Annotated in this window: 18 protein-coding genes and 1 pseudogene; 11 read left to right on the top strand and 8 right to left on the bottom strand. The window is 73.3% G+C overall.

The features are described from left to right. Positions 1–26: 26 nt before the first annotated feature. Positions 27–569, top strand: a pseudogene (locus JSQ78_RS10725) (TrmH family RNA methyltransferase); the annotation flags it as partial. Between the two features lie 209 nt (positions 570–778). Here the strand turns inward: JSQ78_RS10725 and JSQ78_RS10730 are convergent. Together JSQ78_RS10730 and JSQ78_RS10735 are read right to left on the bottom strand one after the other, a co-directional pair. After that, a complete protein-coding gene (locus JSQ78_RS10730; RefSeq protein WP_211447506.1) occupies positions 779–1,579 on the bottom strand; it encodes a DNA-formamidopyrimidine glycosylase family protein in 801 nt (266 codons plus the stop codon). A gap of 28 nt (positions 1,580–1,607) precedes the next feature. Then, positions 1,608–6,329 (bottom strand): DEAD/DEAH box helicase, encoded by a 4,722-nt coding sequence (locus JSQ78_RS10735; RefSeq protein WP_211447508.1) that lies wholly within the window; start codon positions 6,327–6,329, stop codon positions 1,608–1,610. Between the two features lie 132 nt (positions 6,330–6,461). Between JSQ78_RS10735 and JSQ78_RS10740 the strand changes: the two genes are divergently transcribed. From JSQ78_RS10740 to JSQ78_RS10750, 3 genes are all read left to right on the top strand, one after another. Further along, on the top strand, positions 6,462–6,974 hold the full coding sequence (locus JSQ78_RS10740) for a DUF2231 domain-containing protein (RefSeq protein WP_211447510.1): 513 nt from the start codon (positions 6,462–6,464) through the stop codon (positions 6,972–6,974). A gap of 61 nt (positions 6,975–7,035) precedes the next feature. Continuing rightward, a complete protein-coding gene (locus JSQ78_RS10745) occupies positions 7,036–7,671 on the top strand; it encodes a hypothetical protein (RefSeq protein WP_211447512.1) in 636 nt (211 codons plus the stop codon). A gap of 53 nt (positions 7,672–7,724) precedes the next feature. Then, on the top strand, positions 7,725–8,288 hold the full coding sequence (locus JSQ78_RS10750; protein ID WP_249296054.1) for an RES family NAD+ phosphorylase: 564 nt from the start codon (positions 7,725–7,727) through the stop codon (positions 8,286–8,288). A 3-nt stretch (positions 8,289–8,291) separates the two neighbouring features. Here the strand turns inward: JSQ78_RS10750 and argG are convergent, their stop codons facing one another. Beyond that, positions 8,292–9,713 carry an argininosuccinate synthase gene (gene argG, locus JSQ78_RS10755; RefSeq protein ID WP_211447514.1) on the bottom strand — a complete coding sequence of 474 codons (1,422 nt, stop codon included), beginning with the start codon at positions 9,711–9,713 and terminating at the stop codon, positions 8,292–8,294. Positions 9,714–9,888: 175 nt separating this feature from the next. On the opposite strand from argG, the gene JSQ78_RS10760 reads away from it, so the two are divergent. From JSQ78_RS10760 to JSQ78_RS10775, 4 genes are all read left to right on the top strand, one after another. Further along, positions 9,889–10,314 carry an SRPBCC family protein gene (locus tag JSQ78_RS10760; protein WP_211447515.1) on the top strand — a complete coding sequence of 142 codons (426 nt, stop codon included), beginning with the start codon at positions 9,889–9,891 and terminating at the stop codon, positions 10,312–10,314. Positions 10,315–10,353: 39 nt separating this feature from the next. Beyond that, a complete protein-coding gene (locus tag JSQ78_RS10765) occupies positions 10,354–10,836 on the top strand; it encodes an SRPBCC family protein (RefSeq protein WP_211447516.1) in 483 nt (160 codons plus the stop codon). A gap of 77 nt (positions 10,837–10,913) precedes the next feature. Continuing rightward, positions 10,914–12,263 (top strand): TIGR01777 family oxidoreductase, encoded by a 1,350-nt coding sequence (locus tag JSQ78_RS10770; protein ID WP_211447517.1) that lies wholly within the window; start codon positions 10,914–10,916, stop codon positions 12,261–12,263. A 43-nt stretch (positions 12,264–12,306) separates the two neighbouring features. Then, complete coding sequence (locus tag JSQ78_RS10775; RefSeq protein ID WP_211447518.1) at positions 12,307–12,453, top strand: hypothetical protein; 147 nt, start codon at positions 12,307–12,309, stop codon at positions 12,451–12,453. Between the two features lie 66 nt (positions 12,454–12,519). On the opposite strand, the gene JSQ78_RS10780 is transcribed toward JSQ78_RS10775, so the two are convergent. Further along, on the bottom strand, positions 12,520–14,529 hold the full coding sequence (locus tag JSQ78_RS10780) for a YhgE/Pip domain-containing protein (RefSeq protein WP_211447520.1): 2,010 nt from the start codon (positions 14,527–14,529) through the stop codon (positions 12,520–12,522). Then, complete coding sequence (locus JSQ78_RS10785; protein WP_211447522.1) at positions 14,526–15,173, bottom strand: hypothetical protein; 648 nt, start codon at positions 15,171–15,173, stop codon at positions 14,526–14,528. The genes JSQ78_RS10780 and JSQ78_RS10785 overlap by 4 nt, the downstream gene beginning before the upstream one ends. A 92-nt stretch (positions 15,174–15,265) precedes the next feature. On the opposite strand from JSQ78_RS10785, the gene JSQ78_RS10790 reads away from it, so the two are divergent. Together JSQ78_RS10790 and JSQ78_RS10795 are read left to right on the top strand one after the other, a co-directional pair. Further along, complete coding sequence (locus JSQ78_RS10790) at positions 15,266–15,823, top strand: TetR/AcrR family transcriptional regulator (protein ID WP_211447523.1); 558 nt, start codon at positions 15,266–15,268, stop codon at positions 15,821–15,823. Positions 15,824–15,861: 38 nt separating this feature from the next. Continuing rightward, positions 15,862–17,148 carry an adenylosuccinate synthase gene (locus JSQ78_RS10795; protein WP_211447525.1) on the top strand — a complete coding sequence of 429 codons (1,287 nt, stop codon included), beginning with the start codon at positions 15,862–15,864 and terminating at the stop codon, positions 17,146–17,148. Positions 17,149–17,167: 19 nt separating this feature from the next. Here the strand turns inward: JSQ78_RS10795 and JSQ78_RS10800 are convergent, their stop codons facing one another. The 3 genes from JSQ78_RS10800 to JSQ78_RS10810 form a co-directional block, all read right to left on the bottom strand. Then, complete coding sequence (locus JSQ78_RS10800) at positions 17,168–18,490, bottom strand: glycosyltransferase 87 family protein (protein WP_211447527.1); 1,323 nt, start codon at positions 18,488–18,490, stop codon at positions 17,168–17,170. A 59-nt stretch (positions 18,491–18,549) separates the two neighbouring features. Continuing rightward, positions 18,550–19,896, bottom strand: a complete 1,347-nt coding sequence (gene gdhA, locus JSQ78_RS10805) for an NADP-specific glutamate dehydrogenase (protein ID WP_211447528.1) — start codon at positions 19,894–19,896, stop codon at positions 18,550–18,552. An 80-nt stretch (positions 19,897–19,976) separates the two neighbouring features. Then, entirely contained in the window at positions 19,977–20,600 is a 624-nt protein-coding gene (locus JSQ78_RS10810) for a maleylpyruvate isomerase N-terminal domain-containing protein (RefSeq protein WP_211447530.1), read from the bottom strand. Positions 20,601–20,656: 56 nt separating this feature from the next. On the opposite strand from JSQ78_RS10810, the gene JSQ78_RS10815 reads away from it, so the two are divergent. Beyond that, entirely contained in the window at positions 20,657–21,265 is a 609-nt protein-coding gene (locus JSQ78_RS10815; RefSeq protein WP_211447531.1) for a GNAT family N-acetyltransferase, read from the top strand. The last annotated feature ends 34 nt before the right edge of the window (positions 21,266–21,299 follow it).

Below are 21,299 nucleotides of genomic sequence, written 5' to 3' on the forward strand. Positions count from 1 at the left end.
GTCACCGATGTCCTGAGACATCACACCCTGAGCTGCTCGAGCACGGCGACCGCCGCAACGTCGTCGACCGCTACCGCTACTGGCGGCTCGAGGCGATCATCGCCGACCTCGACACTCGCCGTCACGGCTTCCACGTCGCGATCGAGAACTGGCAGCACGACCTCAACATCGGCTCGATCGTGCGCACCGCCAACGCCTTCGCCGCATCCGCCGTGCACATCATCGGCAAGCGGCGCTGGAACCGCCGTGGTGCGATGGTGACCGACCGCTATCAGCGCATCGAGCACCACGAGACGACGGATGCGTTCGCGGCGTGGGCGAGGGACGCCGGCCTCACGATCGTGGCCGTCGACAACACCGAGGGGTCGGTGCCGGTCGACGCGGCGCCGCTGCCCGAGCGCTGCGTGCTGCTCTTCGGGCAGGAGGGGCCGGGGCTCACGGAAGCCGCGATGGCGGTCGCGGATGCGCACGTGCAGATCCGGCAGTTCGGGTCGACGCGCTCGATCAACGCCGCGGCCGCGGCGGCGATCGTGATGCACGAGTGGGTGCGGGTCCACGCGGCGCGCTGAGCCGCCGCGCGCGACCGGACCGCTTCTCGGCGAGTCGACCCGATCTCAGTAGCGATCCGACCCTCTTGCGGCGACTCGACCCGATCTCAAGCGCGAGCTGACCCTCTCTCGGCGACGCGACCTGCTGCAACAGGTCGCGCGCGCGGAAAGCGGTCGAGTCGGATGGAAGGGGCGTCGACACGATGTGCGCGCTTCGCGCGCGCAGCGGCTCAGTCGGCGGATGCTGGGGCGGGCTGGCAGCGCGGGCACCACTGCACCTGCCGCAGCATGCCGTCCTCCATGCCGAGCATCGCGTCCCGGATGCGCGTGCCGCAGCGCAAGCACGGCTGCCCGCCGCGGCCGTAGACCCACGTGCGGCGGCCGCGCCGCGCATCGCCCGTGAAGGTGCGCTCCGTCCGGTCGCGGTTCGCGATCATGAGCCGGCGCGCGAGCGCGACGATCGGCTCGACGTCGACCTCGCCGATCGGCGTGGCGGGGTGCACGCCGCGCAGGAAGCACAGCTCGCCGCGGAAGACGTTGCCGAGCCCCGCGACTGCCGTCTGGTCGAGGAGGGCCACGCCGACCGGCACCCCGGTCGCGCGCAGCCGCCTGGCCGCCTCGGCCGCATCCGCCTCGTCCCAGTCGGGCGAGAGCAGGTCGGGGCCGAGGTGCGCGACGGCATCCCAGTCGTGCTCGCGCGGGAGCAGCTCGAGCACCGGGAGGGCCGACCCGACGATGTCGTGCTCGTCGGTGGCGAGCACGACCCGGATGGTGTGGGCCGGCACGGGCGCGCGGCGACCGTGCTCGAGCACGTGCCATAGCCCATCCATGCCGGCGTGCGAGTGGATCGTGTGCCGCTCGCCGCGCATGAGCAGGTGCTTGCCGACCGAGCGCACCTCCTCGATGCGCTCGCCGACGAGGTCGGCGGTCGCGAGCCGCGGCACGCGGAAGTCGCTGCGGGTCAGCACGCGCCCGGCCATCGCCTGCCTTAGGCGGACGGCCGCGCGGTAGATCGTGTCGCCCTCGGGCATCAGCCGCCGCCCATCGAGTCGCGGCCCATCAGTGGCCGATCCGGAACCCGCGCGGCGTGCGGCGCAAGCCCGCGCGGTCGAGCAGCGGCGCGACGTCGGGCTCGAGCGACGAGCGGCCGTCGACCGTCTCGACGACGCGACGCCGACCGCCGAGCCGGATCACCGCATCCGTCATGCTCGACAGCGCCTTGACGAGCACGTCCTCGTCATCGCTGAACGTCAGCAGCGAGCGGCCGCCGCGCTCGAGGTGCAGCACGCAGCGCCCAGAGGCGATCGTCGTGAGCGCGCCGACGCGGCGGGTCGGGCGGTGGTCGCCGCGCGCTTCCGGCCACGGCAGCGCGGCGCCGAACGGGTTCGCGGGATCGACGGCCGGCACCGTCGCGACCGCCTCGCTCACGCCGCCCGACTGGCGCGCCCGCAGCGCGTCGACGACCGGCCCGTCGGCGAACTGCGCCGCCCCGAGCCCGTCGACGAAGTAGCCGCGGCGGGTGTGGCCGGCCTCCTCGAAGGCCTTCAGCACTTGGTAGACGCCGTGGAAGCCGCCCGGCACGTCCTCCGCGACGACGCTCCCGCGCGTGACGACGCCGTAGCGCGCGAGCAGCGCATCCGCCACTTGCGCGGCGCGCTCGGTCGTCGAGCCGGCCGGCTTCGACGCGAGCAGCCACCGGCCCGCGAGCGTCGGCAGCGTCTCCGCCCGGATCGGCCGCGCGGTCGCGAGCCGCCGCCGGCTCACGGGCGCCGCCCGCCGGCTGGGCGCCGGGGGCGTGCGTGCGCGAGCGCCGAGCAAGTGGGCGCGCAGCGGCGCGATCGTGTCGTTCGTGATGCGGCCCGCCCACACGAGCGGCCACAGCACCTCGCCGAGCCGCACGAGGTCGAGCGCGGCGATCTCGCTCAGCTGCCGCGCGAAGAGCGCCCCGCCGCCGCCGAGCGCCTCGAGCACGGCGGATGCGTCGGGGTCGTCGTGCGCCGTGTCGCGGCGCTGCTCGACGGTGTCGGCCGCGCGCAGCACGATGCGGCCGTCGCGCGCGCTGAACTCGCCCGCGCCGACCCACGTGACGAGCCCGGCGGCGGTCACCTCGTCGAGCATCGACGGCCGGTAGTCCTTCACGCGCGAGGGCAGGATGAGCGTCTCGAGGGCGCTGAGCGGGAGCGGCGTGCCGTCGAGCCGGTCGATCGCCTCGAGCAGCCCGTCGACGCCCGAGAGCGGCCGCGTGACGCGCTGGTGCGCGAGCAGGTGGTCGGCGAAGACGGCGTGGTCGACGGGCTCGACGTCGCTGCGCAGCGCCTGCAGGCTGCGGCGCTTGAGCCGCGAGAGCACTTGCGCGTCGATCCACTCCTCGCCCGTGCCGCGCGCGCGATAGGCACCCGGCACGACGCGCCCCTGCCGCTCGAGCGCGCGGAGCGCCGAGCGCACGACCGCGGGCGCGAGCGTGAGGCGAGCGGATGCCTCGTCCACCGTGAACGGACCGTGCGTGCGCGCGTGCCGGGCGACGACGTCGCCGATGGGGTCGGCGACCGCGTCGAGCAGCGCCGAGGGCACCCCGGGCGGCGGCGGCACGCCGAGCGCGTCGCGGAGCCGCGCGACGTCCTCGATCGCGGCGAGCCGCTCGTCGCGGCCGATCCGCACCCGCACGACGCGCCGCGCGGTGACGAGCTCGTCGGCGATCGCGGCCGCGGCGGCGATCGTGAGGTGCCCGGGGGCTGCAGGTGACGCATCCGGTGCCGACGCATCCGGTGCCGACGCATCCGCCGCATCCGTCACCGGCTCGCCGGCCTCGACGGTCGCGCCCGGCACGCCCTCGAGCCGCACCGCGAGCTCCTCGACCGTGAGCGGGCCGAGCAGCCGCAGCAGGTCGGCGGCGCCCTCGACGCCGCGCGCCCGGCGGTCGGGCGCGAGCCGCTGCAGCTCGAGCTCGGTGCGGGCGACGATCTCCTCGTCGAGCAGCTCGCGCAGCGCCGACTGGCCGAGCACCTCGGCGAGCAGCGCCGGATCGAGCGTGAGCGCGGCAGCGCGGCGCTCGGCGAGCGGCGCGTCGCCCTCGTAGAGGAACGCGCCGACGTAGCCGAACAGGAGGTGGTGGGCGAAGGGGGAGGGGCTCGGCGTCTCGACCTCGACGACGCGGATGTCGCCGTGCTGCAGCCGCTCGGCGATCTGGCGCAGCGCCGGGAGGTCGTAGGCGTCCTGCAGCACCTCGCGGAGCGCCTCGAGCACGATGGGGAAGTCGGGGTAGCGCTTCGCGACGTCGAGCAGCTGCGCCGCCCGCTGCCGCTGCTGCCACAGCGGCGCGCGGCGCGAGGGGTCGCGCTTGGGCAGCAGCAGCGCGCGCGACGCGCACTCGCGGAAGCGGCTCGCGAACAGCGCGGTGCCGCCCGCCTCGGTCTCGACGATGCGCTCGAGCTCGTCGGGCTCGAAGCGGATGAGCTCGGCGCCCGGCGGGTCGGCGTCGGAGTCGGGGATGCGGATGACGATGCCGTCGTCGGAGGCCATCGCGGCGGCGCCGAGGTCGCGGTCCTCGCGCAGCCGGCGGTCGATCGCGAGCGCCCACGGTGCGTGCACGCGCCGGCCCCACGGGGAGTGGACGATGAGGCGCCAGTCGCCGAGCTCGTCGCGGGAGCGCTCGACGACGAGCTGCGCGTCGGTCGGCACCGCGCCGGTCGCGGCGAGCTGGTCGCGCACGTAGGCGTCGAGGTTGCGGATCGCCCGCTCGTCGGAGTGCGGCAGGTCGATGCCGGTGCCGGCGGCGAGCGCCGCGGTCGCGCGGCCGATCGAGCGGCCGAGGTCGGCGGGCCTGCCTTCGGCGTCGCCGTGCCAGAACGGCAGCTTGCCGACCTCGCCGAACGCGGGCACGACGAGCACCCGGTCGTGCGTGATGTCGACGACGCGCCAGCTCGTCGCGCCGAGCGCGAAGACATCGCCCGCGCGCGACTCGTAGACCATCTCCTCGTCGAGCTCGCCGACGCGCGCGCCCGGCCGGCCCTCCTGCCCGGCGAGGAAGACGCCGAACAGGCCGCGGTCGGGGATCGTGCCGCCACTCGAGACGGCGATGCGCTGCGCGCTCGGCCGGCCGGTGATCGTGCCCGCGTCGCGATCCCACACGACGCGCGGGCGCAGCTCGGCGAACTCGTCGCTCGGGTAGACGCCCGAGATGAGGTCGAGCGTCGCGTCGAAGGCGCTGCGCGGCAGCTGCGCGAAGGGCGCCGAGCGCCGCACGGTCTGGAACCAGTCGTCGACGACGAGCTCGTCCATCGCGGCGGCCGCGACCGTCTGCTGCGCGAGCACGTCGAGCGGGTGCCGCGGCATGCGGATGGGCTCGAGCTCGCCGCGCGCCATCCGGTCGGCGACGACCGTCGCGTGCAGCAGGTCGGCGCGATGCTTCGGGATGAGCACGCCGCGCGACGCGTCGCCGACCGAGTGGCCGGCGCGGCCGACGCGCTGCAACCCGCTCGCGGTCGACGGCGGCGACTCGACCTGCACCACGAGATCGACCTCGCCCATGTCGATGCCGAGCTCGAGGCTCGAGGTCGCGACGACGCAGCGCAGCCGCCCCGACTTCAGCTGGTCCTCGATCTCGGCGCGCTGCTCCTTCGAGACCGAGCCGTGGTGCGCGCGAGCGAGCGGCGGCGCATCCGCGTCGTCCCCGCCGGCCTCGCGCGCCGCGGCGCGCTCGGCGAGGCGCAGGCGGATGTGCTCGCGCACGTCGCGCAGGACGACGCCGTCCGCGCTCGCGCGCGACCGCGCATCCGCCCCGCCCTCGTCGCCGAGGCCCTCCGCCTCCGCCGCGTCGAGCCGCTCGGCGTCGAGCTCGTTGAGCCTGGCGGTGAGCCGCTCGGCCGCGCGGCGGGCGTTGACGAACACGATCGTCGAGCGGTGCCGGTCGACGAGCTCGAGCACCTCGCGCTCGATGTGCGGCCAGATCGACTGCTGCTCGGGCTGCTCCTCGATCGAGCCGAACGCGCTGCCGGTCGGTGCGGACCCCGACTGCTCGCGGCGCTGCGGCGCCCGCAGGTCGGTCATGTCGTCGACCGGCACGGTGATCGTGAGCTCGATCGTCTTCTCGCTCGGTGGCGCGACGATCGTGACGGGCGCCGGCCCGCCGAGGAACGCGGCGACCTCCTCGACCGGGCTCACCGTCGCCGAGAGGCCGATGCGCTGCGCGGGCCGCGCGAGCTGCGCGTCGAGCCGCTCGAGGCTCAGCGCGAGGTGCGAGCCGCGCTTCGTGGGCACGACCGCGTGCACCTCGTCGAGGATCACCGTCTCGACGGTGCGGAGCGTCTCGCGCGCGCGGCTCGTGAGCAGCAGGAAGAGCGACTCGGGCGTCGTGATGAGGATGTCGGGCGGGTGCTTCGCCTGCGCGCGCCGCTCCTCCTGCGGGGTGTCGCCCGTGCGGAGGCCGATGCGGATCGGCGGCGGCTCGAGCCCGTCGGTGCGACCCTGCGCCGCGATGCCCGCGAGCGGAGCGCGCAGGTTGCGGTCGACGTCGACCGCAAGCGCCTTGAGCGGCGAGACGTAGAGCACGCGCACCCCCGGCTCGCGCTCCGCGTGCGGCTCGGCGTCCTCGCGGTGGAGCCGGTCGATCGACCACAGGAACGCCGCGAGCGTCTTGCCCGAGCCGGTCGGGGCGACGACGAGGGAGTGGTCGCCGCGCGCGATCGCGGTCCACGCCGCCTCCTGCACCGGCGTCGGCGCGGCGAACGCCCCCGTGAACCACGCGCGGGTCGCGGGGGAGAAGAGGTCGAGGGCGGCGCCCATCCGGTCAGTACAGCACAGCGGCGCTCAGCGTCCGCCCGGCCGGCGCTCGGGAAGCCCTCGACGCTCTCGGGTCGCGCGGCTACTGTGAGCCAACCCGACGCGGCGAGGGTCGCGACCGAGCGAGGAGGAACCGTGCCGGATCAGCTCGACTTCGACCGCGGCAAGCGCCCGCGCACCGTGCTCCAGGGGTGGTACGGGCACCCGTTCCATCCCGTGCTCATCACCGTGCCGATCGGCTCGTGGATCGCGAGCCTCGTCTTCGACGTGCTCGCGATCTTCGCCGATGACCCGTCGGGCTACCTGCTCGGCGCGCAGGTGCTCATCGCGATCGGCATCGTCGGGGCGGTGCTCGCGGCAGTCGTCGGCGTGCTCGACTACTCGGTGATCCCGGGCCGGACGAAGGCGAAGCGGATGGGTCTCATCCACGGGCTGCTCAACACCGTCGCGCTCGTGGTCTTCGCGATCGGCTGGTTCGTCCGCTCGAGCGAGGGGCATGACGAGCTGAGCGTGGCCGCCGTGGTGATCAGCCTCGTCGGCATCGCGCTCGTCGGCGTCTCGGGGTTCCTCGGTGGCGAGCTCGCGTACCACTTCGGCATCCGCGTCGCGGCCGAGAAGGACCAGGCGGAAGGCGTCGCGCAGCGGTGATCGCCCGCAGCCGAGCGGCTGATGCATTGAGTGACCCTGTATCGACGCGTATCATTCCGGCATGATGAGCGAGACGATCTCGGCAGCGCCGGCACTCGGGCTGACGCCGAGCGCAGCCTCCGAGGGCTTCCGCGAGCGGCTGGGTGCAGTCCTGCAGCGGCGAGACGTGGCGCTCGATCCGAAGGAGTTCGTCGACATCCTCCTGGAGGCCAGCGCTGACCCCGAGCCGCTCACCGCTGGAGAGCGCTCCTTCCTGATGCAGCACGCGGGCATCGAAGAGGCGAAGCTCTCCGACCGATCGTTGCGGCGTGCCGTCGCGGTCGTGGGAGTGAGCACGAGCATGGCGCAAGCCCGAGCTGGTGAGGCTGCGATCACGACAGCGGAAGCAGCGGCACTCACCGGCATCGCTCCTTCCAACATCCGCCGCCTCATCGCCGGCGGACGGCTCCTCACCCTCGGGCTCTCGAAGTCGGGATCGCACCTCTTGCCCCGATGGCAGTTCACCGAGGCGGGTCTCGTGCCGGGCATCCGCGAGGTCGTGCGGGCGTTGCCTGCCGATTACCACCCGCTCGACATCGCGGCATTCATGCGGACTCCGGTCGTCGAGCTGGGCGGTCGCGCCCCGGCGGAGTGGCTCAGTGGCGGAGGCTCGGTCGACCGAGTCGTCGAGCTCGCGGCCGAACGCGCGTGGGAGTGAGCGCGAAGAACCCGACGCGCCCGGCTGGGCCGCTGGCGCTCGAGCCGGGAGACGTGCGGCGATACCGGGACGCGCTCTTCCGCATCCACGCGACCGCCGGGGCGCACCCCTCGCGTTGGGATGAGCTGCGCGAGTTCGGACCTCTCTCGGTCATGCGATGGGATCCGCAGCCGCTGCCGCAGGGAATCCACGCGGGTCGAGGCGTCGCCTACACCGGAACGGACGTGACGACTGCGTTCGCGGAGGTGTTCCAGTCGCGAAGGACCATCCGCCTGACCGCGGGACGCACGCTCAGCGGCTGGCTGCCATCGAGAGAGCTGGAGCTCCTCGACCTCACCGGTGTCTGGCCGGTCAGGCAAGGCGCCTCTGGCTCGTTGCACGCTGCAGCGAAGAGCACATGCCGCACGTGGGCGGCGGCCATCCACGACCAGCTCGGCGATCGCATCGATGGGCTCCACGTGCTCTCGACCATGACCTCGAGGCCGATGGTCGTGCTCTTCGACAGAGCAGCGGACGCGTTCCCCGGGGCGCCCGAGTTCTCCCGGCCGCTCGCGCACGCCGCGGTGCAGATGCTCGCTGTGGACGCGGCCGATTCGCTCGGCTGGCCGGTGATCTGAGCGCTAGTCCGTGCCGAGGTCCATCGCCGCGCGGTCGTTCCACTGCTCGATCGCCTCGGGGTCGGCGTCGGGCGACGCCACGATCTCCTCCGAGCGGCCGATCTCGAGCGCGCCGAGCAGCTTCGCCGTCTCGCCCTCGACGAGGCCCGCCGCCGCGTAGCCCTCGAGCCGCGAGCGGGAGTCGGCGATGTCGAGGTTGCGCATCGTGAGCTGGCCGATGCGGTCGGAGGGGTCGAACGCCGCGTCGCCGACGCGCTCCATCGAGAGCTTGTCGGGGTGGTACGAGAAGGTCTCGCCGCGGGTGTCGACGATCGAGTAGTCCTCGCCGCGGCGCAGCCGCAGCACGACCTCGCCCGTGACCGACGAGCCGACCCAGCGCTGGATCGACTCGCGCAGCATGAGCGACTGCGGGTCGAGCCAGCGGCCCTCGTACATGAGGCGCCCGAGGCGGCGGCCCTGCTCGTGGTACGTCGCGATCGTGTCCTCGTTGTGGATCGCGTTGAGCAGCCGCTCATAGGCGATGTGCAGCAGCGCCATGCCCGGCGCCTCGTAGATGCCGCGGCTCTTCGCCTCGATGATGCGGTTCTCGATCTGGTCGCTCATGCCGAGCCCGTGCCGGCCGCCGATCGTGTTGGCCTCGTGGACGAGGGCCACCGCATCCGGGAACTCCACGCCGTCGATCGAGACGGGTCGACCGGCCTCGAAGCGGATCGTGACGTCCTCGGTCGGGATCTCGACCGACTCGTCCCAGAACTTCACGCCCATGATCGGCTCGACGACCTCCATCGAGGTGTCGAGGTGCTCGAGCGTCTTCGCCTCGTGCGTCGCGCCCCAGATGTTCGCGTCGGTCGAGTAGGCCTTCTCGGTCGCATCGCGGTAGGGGTAGCCGTGCGCGACGAGCCACTCCGACATCTCCTTGCGGCCGCCGAGCTCGGTGACGAAGCGCTCGTCGAGCCACGGCTTGTAGATGCGCAGGCCCGGGTTGGCCATGAGGCCGTAGCGGTAGAAGCGCTCGATGTCGTTGCCCTTGTAGGTCGACCCGTCGCCCCAGATCTCGACGCCGTCCTCCTTCATGGCGCGCACGAGCAGCATGCCCGTGACCGCGCGGCCGAGCGGCGTGGTGTTGAAGTACATGCGGCCGGCCGAGCGGATGTGGAACGCGCCCGTCGCGAGCGCGACGAGGCCCTCCTCCACGAGCGCGTCCTTCGCGTCGACGAGTCGTGAGCCCTCCGCGCCGTAGGCGGTCGCGCGGCCGGGCACCGCGTCGATGTCGGGCTCGTCGTACTGCCCGATGTCGGCGGTGTACGTGTACGGCACGGCGCCGTTGTGGCGCATCCACGCGACGGCGCACGAGGTGTCGAGGCCGCCCGAGAAGGCGATGCCGACGCGCTCGCCGACGGGAAGGGAGGAGAGGACCTTGGACATGCCCCAATCCTACGTTCGGGTCGGATGCGTCCCGTCCGTCGGGCGCAGGCCCGCAACCTGGGAGCACGCCCATTGCCGCCCTCAGCGAGCCGTGCCACGCTTCGCTTGGGGGACACGACCTGTCCCCCGCCAGCTTCTCGCGACACACCAGCTCGCGATTCGATCGGAGGCGACGATGCAGGTCGATGAGCAGTTCGAGGTCGATGCGCCCCGCGCAGCGGTGTTCCGCCTGTGGACCTCGTTCGAGCACTACCCGGAGTTCCTGACCGGGGTCGACTCGGTGTACGCCGAGACGAGCGAGCGGATGCGCTGGCGCGTGTCGCTCGGCGGGCTGCCGTCGAGCTTCTACGCGGTCGTCACCGAGCACGTGCCCGACGAGCGGCTCGCGTTCGCGAGCGTCGACCAGTCGACGCTCGGCTGGTGGGTCGACCTCGCGGAGGTCACCCCGCACCGCACGCGCGTCACCGTGCGAGTGATCGTCTCGCCGCGCGGCGACGTGCCGCGCCGCGCCGGCGACAAGGAGCTCGACGAGCTGACCATCCGCTGCGATCTGCTGCGGCTCCGAGCACTCTCCGAGGGCACGCTCAGCCAAGCGGCATAGCGTCGCAGACCAGATCCACAACAGGTAAGGAACATCGCCATGCCGCAGGTCACCGACAGCATCGACGTCAAGGCCCCCATCAGCGCCGTCTACGCGCTCTGGACGCAGTTCGAGGATTTCCCGAAGTTCATGGGCGGCGTCGAGTCCATCACGCAGCAGACCGACACGATGCTCCACTGGGTCGTCTCGATCAAGGGCGTCGAGCGCGAGTTCGACGCCGAGATCACCGAGCAGCACCTCGACGAGCGCGTCGCGTGGCGCAGCACGGACGGCGAGACGCACGCCGGTGTCGTGACCTTCCACCGCATCGACGACGACATGACGCGCGTCAACGTGCAGATCGACTGGAAGCCCCAGGGCGTCGTCGAGGCCGCCGGTGCGCTGCTGCAGGTCGACGACCTGCAGATCAAGCAGGACCTCAAGCGCTTCAAGGAGCTCGCCGAGGCCGCGCCCGCCCAGCAGGCGGTCGACCAGGGCTGGGACGGCGACGTCGAGCGCCCGGCCGACCGGCTCGGCCAGTAGTCGGGAAGTCCAGCCAGCACCGCAGGCTCGGCCGATCCACAGCCGACGGCTGGGTGCGCTCGCGTAGCGTCCGCTCCATGGGCATCGAGCACTCGAGCATCGTCGACGCGCGTCTCGCCGACGTCTTCGCCTGGCACACGCGCCCGGGGGCGCTGCAGCGGCTCTCGCCGCCGTGGCTCCCCGGGCGCGTTCGCCGTGAAGCGGGCTCGCTCGCCGACGGTCGCGCCGAGCTCGCGCTCCCCGGCGGCATCGTCTGGGCGGCGCAGCACGACCCGAGCGGATTCGAGCCTGACCGCGCTTTCGTCGACGAGCGAGTGGATGCGGGGCTCGGCTCGATCCCGCTCGCACCGCTGCGCTGGCGCCACGAGCACCGCTTCGAGCCGCGCGGCGAGGATCGCACCCTCGTGCACGACCGCGTCGAGACGATCGTCGGCTCGCGGGCGCTGCGCCCGATGTTCGTCTACCGGCACCGGCAGCTCGCCGACGACCTCGCCGCGCACCGATCGGCGGCTGCCGAGCCCATGACGGTCGCCGTCACCGGCGCGAGCGGGCTCATCGGCACCGCGCTCACCGCGCTGCTGACGACGGGCGGCCACGACGTCGTGCGGCTCGTGCGGCACGAGGCGTCGTCGAGCGGCGAGCGGCGCTGGGATCCCGACGCGCCGGCCGCCGACCTGCTCGAGGGCGTCGACGCGGTCGTGCACCTCGCAGGTGCGTCGATCTTCGGCCGGCTCGGCGAGCAGCATCGGCGGGCCGTGCGCGACAGCCGCATCGGACCCACGCGCAAGCTCGCCGAGATCGCCGCCGCGAGCGGCGCGCGCGCGTTCGTGAGCGCCTCGGGCATCGGCCGCTACGGCGTCGACCGCGGCAGCGAGCAGCTCACCGAGGCCGCGGGCCCCGGCGACGACTTCGTCGCTCGCGTCGTCGTCGACTGGGAGGCGGATGCGGCGGTCGCCGCCGAGGGACGCATGCGTGCCGTGCAGGTGCGCACCGGGCTCGTGCAGTCGCCGCGAGGCGGGGTGCTGCAGGTGCTCGCACCGCTCTACGCGGCGGGCCTCGGCGGCCCCCTCGCCGGCGGGGAGCACTGGCAATCGTGGATCGACCTCGACGACCTGCTCGACGTCTACTTGCGGGCGCTCACCGACGAACGGCTCTCGGGCCCGGTCAACGCCGTCGCCCCGCACCCCGTGCAGCAGCACGAGTACGCCGAGACGCTCGCTCGCGTGCTGCGCCGCCCCGCGCTCGTGCCGACGCCCGCGCTCGGGCCGCGCGTGCTGCTCGGGCGGCGCGGTGCCGAGGAGCTCGCGCTCGCCGACCAGCGGGTCGTGCCCGCCCGGCTGACCGAGCTCGGCCACCGATTCCGGCGGCCCCGGCTCGAGGACTCGCTGCGGCACCAGCTGGGCCGCATGCGCGAAGCGGGCCGCTAGGCCCGAACTGCCCGCCAGAGCGGCGGCGACGAGAGGAGACGAGATGACCGGCATCGACCCGAACGCACAGGACCCGGGCCAGGACGAGGCGGCAGAGGAGACGAACGCGCACACGCGCGCGGAGCAGGATGAGAGCCCCGCGGAGGCGCAGCGCGAGAACGCCGAGGAGTCGGACGGCTACGGCTACTGAGTCGGCGGGGGCGGCCCGGTCCAGCGCTGACGGGCCGCCTCGGCCAGCAGAGCGGCGGGCGACGCCTCAGCCGATGAGGCTCGGCTGCAGGTCGCGGAGCGTGCGGTGGTCGACCATCCTCGCGACGCCCAGCACGATGAGCGTGAGCGCCCCGGCCCCGAACGCGACGAGCACGAGCGCATCCGCGCCCGCGGCCGCCATCGAGCCGCCGTACATGAGCTGCCGGAGGCCGTCGACGGCGTAGCTCATCGGCAGCGCGTGGTGCAGGGCCGCGAGCGGCGCCGGCAGCGTCTGCCACGGGAACGTGCCGCCCGCGGTGACGAGCTGCACGACCATGAGCACGAGCCCGAGGAACTGCCCGACGGAGCCGAGCCACGTGTTCAGCGCCACGATGATCGCCGCGAACGTCGCGACGGCGAGCACCATCATCCCGAGCATGAGCGCTGGATGCGCGATGGGGAACCCGAGCGCGAGGCCGACGATCGCGAGCAGCGCCGCCATCTGCGCCGCGCCGATGAGCGTGGGGATGAGCCAGGCCGCGAGCGAGACGCGCACGGGTGAGCGCAGCGCGGTGATCGCGCGCCGCGAGAGGGGCTTGAGGATGAGCATGAGCGCGTACATGCCGATCCACGCGGCGAGCGACAGGAAGAAGGGCGCGAGGCCAGCGCCGTAGGAGCCGGCGGAGGCGACCGCGTCGGCGTCGGTCCGCACCGGATCGGAGATCATCGACGACTGCGCGGCGCGCTCCTGCTCGGTCGTGGCGGGGATCTGCGCGACCGCGTCGCCGAGGCCGTCGCGCAGCTGCGCGGTGCCTTCGTCGAGCCGCCCGAGACCGTCGTCGAGCGCGTGAGCGCCGGTGGCGAGCTCGCCGGCGCCGCTCGCGGCGGACGAGGCCCCATCGGCGAGCCGGACAGCGCCGTCGTGCGCGTCCGCGGCGCCGTCCGCGAGGTCGCCCGCGCCGTCCGCGGCGTTCGCGATGCCTGCGGCGAGCTGCGGCGAGGCGCTCGCGAGCCGCTCGGCGCCGTCGGCGACCTGCTGCGCCCCGGCCGCGAGCCGGTCGAGCTGCGCGCTCGCGTCCTGCACGCGGGCGTCCGCCGCCGCGACGTCGTCGCCCAGGCCGTCGAGCGGGCCGAGCGCGACAGCGATCTGCGCCTCGTCGAGGCCCGCCTGCTGCAGCCGTTCGACGATCGCCGCGCGCGTCTCCGGCACCCGTGCGGCGACCGGCGCGACCGCGTCGGCCACCTCGCCGCCGATCGCGGCGATGTGCGCATCGCCGTCGGCGACCTGCTGTGCGCCGTCGGCCAGCTGGCGGGTCTGCGCCGGCAGGGACGCGGTCGCCTGCTCGAGCTGCCCGAGCCCGTCGTCGAGGCGGCCCGCGCCGTCGGCGAGCCTGCCGGTGCCGTCGGCGAGCGCGGTGGCACCGGTCGAGAGCTGCCCGGTGCCGTCGGCGAGCGCATCGGCGCCGCTCGCGAGCCGCGAGGCACCCGAGGCGGCGTCGTCGGCGCCTTCGGTCAGGGTGGCCGCGCCGTCGTGCGCGTCGACGAGGCCGTCGCGGATGTCGCTGATCGCGAGCAGCATGCGCGAGGCCGCCTCCTCGCCCACCGATCGCGCGACCGCAGAGCGGATGCGCTCGGCGGCCTGCGTGCCGATCGTCGTCGCGAGGTAGCTGTTCGCGTCGTTCGTCGACAGCGCCACGACCGCCCGGTGCGGGTCGTCGCCCGCTGCGCTCGCGAGGTCTGCCGAGAAGGAGGCCGGCAGCGTCACCGAGAAGTCGTACGTCGCGTCGGCGACCCCGGCCGACGCCTCCTCGGCGCTCACCCGATGCCAGTCGAAGGCGCCGTCGGCGACGAGCCGGTCGGCCACCTCCTCGCCGACGACGCGCCCGTCGTCGCCCGCGTCGTCGACGACGAGCGCGACGGGCAGCTCGTCGAGCTGCGCGTACGGGTCCTGGTTGGCCCACAGGTAGACGCCGCCGTAGAGCAGCGGCACGAGCGCGAGCGCGAGGAGCGCGAGGCGACCCATGCGGGTGGCGACGAGGCGGCGGAGCTCGGCCGCGATGAGCTGCGGGACGGTCATGCGGCGGCCTCCTCTGGCTGCGCGTGCTCGGCGCCCTCGGCGGACTCGGGCGTCCCGTCGGCGCGCAGCACGGCGTCGGCGGCCTCGCCGCACACGACGAGCACGGCGAAGCCTCGATCGGCCAGCCGTCGCGCCTCCGCCCACCACGCGCGGGGGTCGCCGCCGTGGCGGTCGGGGCTCACGAGCACGATCGCCTCGACGCGGTCGCGGAGCACCGCGAGCTCGGCGAGCACGCGGATGCGCACAGCCGGCTCGACGTCGGCGATCGGCAGCGCGCGCAGGTGGTCGACGCCGAGCTGCGCGGCCCAGCGGCGCACGCTGCGGGGGTCGCCGGGCACGCCGGCGTAGAGCAGCTCCTCGGCGATCGCGCCTCCGAGTGACACGTCGGGCTCGGGATCGCTCACCCGCGGCGCGTCGACGAGAGCCGTGCGGTGACGCACCTCGCGGCGGCGGCCGCGCTCACCGTCGAGCAGCAGCGCCCCCGCGTCGGGCCGCATCCGTCCGGACGCGAGCAGGCCCACCACGGTCGGCCGCTGCTCCGTCTCGACCACCAGGCGCACCGCCTCGCCGCTCTCGAACGCGAGCGACGTCGGCGGCAGTGCCTCGCCGCGGCCCTTCGCCGCGTCGATCAGCTCGATGCGCATCCGCTGCTCCTCTCTCCGTCGCGATCGTAATCTATACTGACTGGTCAGTACAAGAATGGATGCGACGAGATGCTTCCGCACGAGGAGGAGCCATGGCACGCCCCAACCGCAGCCGCGACAAGGTGCTGGTCGCGGCCTCCGAGCTCGCCGCCGAGCGCGGCGTGAGCGCGACGACGGTCGACGAGATCGCCGCGCGCGCCGGCGTCGCGAAGGGCAGCGTCTACTACTCCTTCCCCTCGAAGGAGGCGATCTTCGAGTCGCTCATCGACGAGGCCATCGCGCGCGTCTCGGGGCGCATCCGCGACGCCCGAGAGGATGCCGAGCCAGGCGCCGCGCTCGATGCCGTCGCGCGCGCGATGCTCGAGGGCCTCGAGGTCAACCCGCACGTCGCGAAGGTCGTCGTGGGCGAGCTCTTCCGCACCGACCGGCCCTGGCGCGCGACGCTCGCGGGCCACCGCGCCGTGCTGCTCGACGAGCTCGGCGCCGCCCTCGCGGCCGACGGCCGCCCCGCATCCGGCCTCGACGCCGCCGCTCGGCTCGGCGCGCTCATCATGGTGGGGTTCGAGCGGCTCGCGTTCTCGCCCGATCGGAGCATCGACGAGTGCGTCGCGGCGGTCGGCTCGGGAGCGCCCGGCACAGCCGCCCGATAGGCTGGGGCGTACGCCGCACCCGTCCGAGGGGGAGACCCATGCCAGGAATCGTCATCGTCGGCGCCCAGTGGGGCGACGAGGGCAAGGGCAAGGCGACCGACCTGCTCGGCAGCCGCACCGACTTCGTCGTGAAGTTCAACGGCGGCAACAACGCCGGCCACACGGTCGTCGTCGGCGACGAGAAGTACGCGCTGCACCTGCTGCCCTCGGGCATCCTGACCCCGGGTGTCACGCCCGTGATCGGCAACGGCGTCGTCATCGACCTCGAGGTGCTCTTCCACGAGCTCGAGGCGCTCTCGGCGCGCGGCGTCGACGTCTCGCGGCTGCGCATCTCGGCGAACGCGCACATCATCACCGACTACCACCGCACGCTCGACAAGGTCACCGAGCGCTTCCTCGGCAAGCGCTCGATCGGCACGACCGGGCGCGGCATCGGGCCGGCCTACGCCGACAAGATCAACCGCGTCGGCATCCGCGTGCAGGACCTCTTCGACGAGTCGATCCTGCGGCAGAAGATCGAGGGCGCGCTCGACTCGAAGAACCACCTGCTCACGAAGGTCTACAACCGCCGCGCCGTCACGTGCGACGAGATCTTCGACGACCTCACCTCCTACGTCGAGCGGCTGCGGCCGATGGTCGCCGACACGGGCCTCGAGCTCTCGCGCGCCCTCGACGACGGTCGCACCGTCGTGTTCGAGGCCGGCCAGGCGACGATGCTCGACATCGACCACGGCACCTACCCGTTCGTGACCTCGTCGACCGCGACGGCCGCCGGTGCGGCCTCCGGCTCGGGAATCGCCCCCTCGCGCCTCGACCGCGTGATCGGCATCGTCAAGGCGTACACGACGCGCGTCGGCGCGGGCCCGTTCCCGACCGAGCTCTTCGACGAGTGGGGCGAGCTGCTGCGCAAGCAGGGCTTCGAGTTCGGCACCACGACCGGGCGCCCGCGCCGCTGCGGCTGGAACGACACCGTGCTGACCCGCTACGCCTCGCGCATCAACGGCCTCACCGACATCGTGCTCACGAAGCTCGACGTGCTCACCGGCATCGAGTCGATCCCGGTGTGCGTCGCGTACGACGTCGACGGCGAGCGCTTCGACGAGCTGCCCGTCTCGCAGAGCGACTTCCACCACGCGAAGCCGATCTACGAGTCGCTGCCCGGCTGGAGCGAGGACATCACCGGGGCGCGCGAGCTCTCCGACCTCCCGGCGAACGCGCGGGCCTACGTGCGCTTCCTCGAGGAGCGCTCCGGCAGCCGCATCTCGGCGATCGGCGTGGGCGCCGACCGCGAGGCGATCGTGCAGGTGCACGACCTCATCGACTGAGTGCCGCGCGGCCCTCGCGTCAGACGATCGCGAGCGGCTCCGTGTTCGTCGAGACCGTCGCGCGGGAGCCGAGCCCGCCGGCCCGGCCGAGCTGGACGAGCTTCGCGATCGCCGCGAGCAGCAGGGCCACGAGCAGCAGGTTGCGCGCCGAGAGCAGCAGCACCGCGAACCACTCGAGGCGCACGAGCGGCATGTAGAAGATCGGGAAGACGAGCGTCGTCAGCAGCGACGTGACGAGCAGCAGCGCCGTCATCCGCCGCCACCAGGCGGTGGGCCGCGCCATCGCGACCGCGGCGATCGGCAGCAGCCACAGCAGGTACTGCGGCGAGCCGACCTTGTTGAAGACGATCGATGCGGCGACGAGCGCGAAGGCACCGACGAGCAGCAGCTCGCGCGAGTCGGCGCCGCGCCGCCTCGCCCAGAGCAGCAGCACCGCGATGCATGCGACCGCGGCGATGAGCAGCGGCGTCGAGAGCAGGATCGCCCCGCCGTCGAGCGGACCGACGACCTCGCGCGTCGCGAGCGCCCGGTTCTGATAGACGCGGGAGCCGAACACGTCGAGCGCTGCCGCCCACACCCACGGCGTCGCGATCGGCGCCTCGAGCTGCAGCGCGCGGTCGGTCTGCATCGTGAGGAAGCTCATCAGGTGCGGGATGCCGCCGAGCGTCGCGCTGATCGCGGCGGTCGCGGCGGTGACGCCGAAGCCGGCGAGCACGACGAGCCAGCGGTCGCGGTGCACCGCGACGATCGCCGCGATCACCATCGCGGGCCACACCTTGATCCAGGTCGCGACCGCGAGCAGCGCGCCCGCGACGAGCGGGCGGCGCGAGAGCCACACGAGCCCGACGATGACGAGCGGGCCGGTGATGCCCTCGAGGCGCAGCAGCGCGACGGGGCTCAGCAGCAGGAAGCCGAGCATGAAGGCGTGCGCGGCGAGCATGCCCCGACGGCTGCGACCGCCATCGCTCAGCACCCAGACGGCCCACCAGTTGAGCGCGGCCGTCATGAGGAACCACAGCAGCTGGTAGAGCGGGGCGCCGAGCAGGTTGGCCGCGCCGATCGGCAGCCACGCGAGCAGCGGGTAGACCCAGTCGGCGTCGATCCCGACGATCTCGTCGCCCTCGAACGCGGCCATCGCCCACTCACGGTAGAGCGGCAGGTCACCGACCGTGCCGCCCGCGATGATCGCCGGCAGCAGGGCGAGCAGCGAGGCCCCGTGCAGCAGCAGGAAGGCGCGCACGAGCCAGCGGCGCGTGAGCATGCGGTCGGCGAAGTCGGCGGCCTGGGCCCGACGGATGATCCGCGGAGCGACTGCCGCGCGATCGTTCGTCTGCCCAGTCAAGCGATCTCCTCGTCCCGTGTGCCGCGTCAGCGTATGGCGCGTTGCTGAGAGCCTGCCAGTCAGATGACGCCGAGCGCCAGCATCGCGTCCGCGACGCGGTTGAAGCCGGCGATGTTCGCGCCCGCGACGTAGTCGCCCGGCCGACCGTACTCCTCCGCCGTCTCGGCGCAGCGGTCGTGGATGCCCTGCATGATCTCCCGCAGGCGCGCATCCGTGTGGTCGAAGGTCCAGGAGTCGCGCGAGGCGTTCTGCTGCATCTCGAGGGCGCTCGTCGCGACGCCGCCGGCGTTGACGGCCTTGCCGGGCGCGAACGCGATGCCCGCCGCGGCGAAGACGCGGGCCGCGCCCTGCGTCGCGGGCATGTTGGCGCCCTCGCCGACGACGGTGCAGCCGTTCCGCACGAGCGTCGCGGCGTCGTCCTCGTCGAGCTCGTTCTGCGTCGCGCACGGCACGGCGATGTCGCACGGCACGGTCCAGATGGATGCGTCGGCGGTGAAGGAGGCGTGCGGTCGGCGCTCGACGTACTCGGCCATGCGGCCGCGGCGCACCTCCTTGATCTCCTTCACGAGCTCGAGGTCGATGCCCCGCTCGTCGACGACGAAGCCGGAGGAGTCGCTGCACGCGATGACGGTGCCGCCGAGCTGCTGCACCTTCTCGATCGCGTAGATCGCGACGTTGCCGGAGCCGGAGACGACGACGCGCTTGCCCTCGAAGCTCTCGCCGCGCGAGCGCAGCACCTCCTCGAGGAAGTAGACGGTGCCGTAGCCGGTCGCCTCCTTCCGCACTTGCGAACCGCCCCACGTGATGCCCTTGCCCGTCAGCACGCCCGACTCGTACTCGTTCGTCAGCCGCTTGTACTGGCCGAACATGTAGCCGAGCTCGCGGCCGCCGACGCCCATGTCGCCCGCGGGCACGTCGGTGTACTGGCCGATGTGGGTGCGCAGCTCGGTCATGAACGACTGGCAGAAGCGCATGATCTCGGAGTCGGACTTGCCCTTCGGGTCGAAGTCGCTGCCGCCCTTGCCGCCGCCGATCGGGAGGCCCGTGAGGGAGTTCTTGAAGATCTGCTCGAAGCCGAGGAACTTGATGATGCCGAGGTAGACGCTCGGGTGGAAGCGCAGGCCGCCCTTGTACGGGCCGAGCGCCGAGTTGAACTGCACCCGGAAGCCGCGGTTGATCTGCACGACGCCCGCGTCGTCGATCCACGGCACGCGGAAGATGATCTGCCGCTCGGGCTCGACGATGCGGTTGAGGATCTGCGCGTCGACGTAGTCCGGGCGCTTCGAGACCACCGGACCGAGGCTCTCGAGCACCTCGAAGACGGCCTGGTGGAACTCGGCCTCGCCGGGGTTGCGGTGCAGGACGTCCGCGTAGACCGGCTCGAGGTGGGGGTGGAGCTGCGACAAACGAGGCCTCCGTCACGTGTCAGACAACCGGTCGATCGTACCGCAGGGGTGCCGGAGGCCCCCTGCGGGTCGTCGCCCGCTCACGCTCCGGCGCGCAGCACGCCCTCGAGGCCCGCGTCGGGCCGCCGACCGGTGAGCAGGCGGAGGGCCTCGATGCCCGCGCCGCGGGCGGATGCGTTGGCGGCGGCGAGGTGCAGGGCGTCGAGCACGTGCGCGGGCACGGGCGCCCACGCGATGCCCGCGGCGTCGGCGATGTCGATGCCGTGCACCGTCAGCTCGAACACCCGCGTGCGCAGGTACTCGCCGAGCCGCATCGCGATCGTCGCGCCGCCGCCGATCGCGATGCGGCGGTCGAGGCCGGCGGCGGCGATCGCGGTCGCGGCCTCGACGTGCATCGCCTCGATCTCGGCGGCGAGGTCGTCGCCGAGCGCCGCGCCGGCCGCGCGGCCGCGCAGCAGGATCGCCTCGTCGTCGCCGTGCTGTCGCAGCACGACCTCGAGGTACTCGCTCGCCGAGTGGATCGTGATCGCTTGAGGCTCCGGAAGCTCGAGGTAGGCGGTGACGGTCGTGATGGCCCGGGAGGTGTGCCCGATGAGCTCGCGGAGCGTCCACTCGCCGAGGCCCGGTCCGTCGAGCAGCTCGCGCGGCACCCGCCGGACGAGCTCCGCGAGATCGCTGACGGCGTCGTCGAATCGCACGGTCATGCGCGCATGTTGGCACGCCGTTCGGGCGGCGGCAACGGTGCCGCCAGAATGGCCGGGTGAGCATCCTCGACCCGGTCGTCCTGACGCATCCGCTCGTCACCCTCGAGCCGCTCGGCCACGAGCACGCGCCGGCGCTCGCCGACGCGGCCGCCGAGGGGGAGCTCTGGCGCCGCGCCTGGTACACGAGCGTGCCGGAGCCGGGCGAGGTCGCCGCCGAGATCGATCGGCGGCTCGCGCTCCACCGCGCCGGATCGATGGTGCCGTGGGCGATCGTCGTCGGCGGGCGTGCCGTCGGCATGACCACCTACATGCACGTCGAGCCGGAGACGCCGCGGCTCGAGGTCGGCTCGACGTGGATGGCGGTCTCGGCGCAGGGATCGGGCGTGAACCCCGCGATCAAGCTCATGATGCTCGAGCGCGCGTTCGACGAGCTCGGCTGCGTCGCTGTCGAGCTCCGAACCCACTGGCACAACCGGCAGTCGCGCGACGCGATCGAGCGGCTCGGCGCGAAGCTCGACGGCGTGCTGCGCAGCCACCAGGTCTACAAGGGCACGCTGCGCGACACGGTCGTCTACTCGATCATCGCCTCGGAGTGGCCGGCCGTGCGGCGGGGGCTCGAGGCACGGCTCGAGGCACGGCTCGGAGCCCGGCTCGACGTGCGCTGAGCCAGCCCGCTCGCGGCTGGCTCCCCAGGAACGC

It is taken from the genome of Agrococcus sp. Marseille-Q4369 (assembly GCF_018308945.1).
Classification (GTDB): Bacteria; Actinomycetota; Actinomycetes; order Actinomycetales; family Microbacteriaceae; genus Agrococcus.

Bases quoted from the DNA above. Each gene is read 5' to 3' on its own strand.
- JSQ78_RS10730 (WP_211447506.1), bottom strand. From the start codon at position 1,579: ATGCCCGAGGGCGACACGATCTACCGCGCGGCCGTCCGCCTAAGGCAG.
- JSQ78_RS10735 (WP_211447508.1), bottom strand. From the start codon at position 6,329: ATGGGCGCCGCCCTCGACCTCTTCTCCCCCGCGACCCGCGCGTGGTTC.
- JSQ78_RS10745 (WP_211447512.1), top strand. From the start codon at position 7,036: ATGATGAGCGAGACGATCTCGGCAGCGCCGGCACTCGGGCTGACGCCG.
- argG (WP_211447514.1), bottom strand. From the start codon at position 9,713: ATGTCCAAGGTCCTCTCCTCCCTTCCCGTCGGCGAGCGCGTCGGCATC.
- JSQ78_RS10760 (WP_211447515.1), top strand. From the start codon at position 9,889: ATGCAGGTCGATGAGCAGTTCGAGGTCGATGCGCCCCGCGCAGCGGTG.
- JSQ78_RS10765 (WP_211447516.1), top strand. From the start codon at position 10,354: ATGCCGCAGGTCACCGACAGCATCGACGTCAAGGCCCCCATCAGCGCC.
- JSQ78_RS10770 (WP_211447517.1), top strand. From the start codon at position 10,914: ATGGGCATCGAGCACTCGAGCATCGTCGACGCGCGTCTCGCCGACGTC.
- JSQ78_RS10775 (WP_211447518.1), top strand. From the start codon at position 12,307: ATGACCGGCATCGACCCGAACGCACAGGACCCGGGCCAGGACGAGGCG.
- JSQ78_RS10780 (WP_211447520.1), bottom strand. From the start codon at position 14,529: ATGACCGTCCCGCAGCTCATCGCGGCCGAGCTCCGCCGCCTCGTCGCC.
- JSQ78_RS10785 (WP_211447522.1), bottom strand. From the start codon at position 15,173: ATGCGCATCGAGCTGATCGACGCGGCGAAGGGCCGCGGCGAGGCACTG.
- JSQ78_RS10790 (WP_211447523.1), top strand. From the start codon at position 15,266: ATGGCACGCCCCAACCGCAGCCGCGACAAGGTGCTGGTCGCGGCCTCC.
- JSQ78_RS10795 (WP_211447525.1), top strand. From the start codon at position 15,862: ATGCCAGGAATCGTCATCGTCGGCGCCCAGTGGGGCGACGAGGGCAAG.
- JSQ78_RS10810 (WP_211447530.1), bottom strand. From the start codon at position 20,600: ATGACCGTGCGATTCGACGACGCCGTCAGCGATCTCGCGGAGCTCGTC.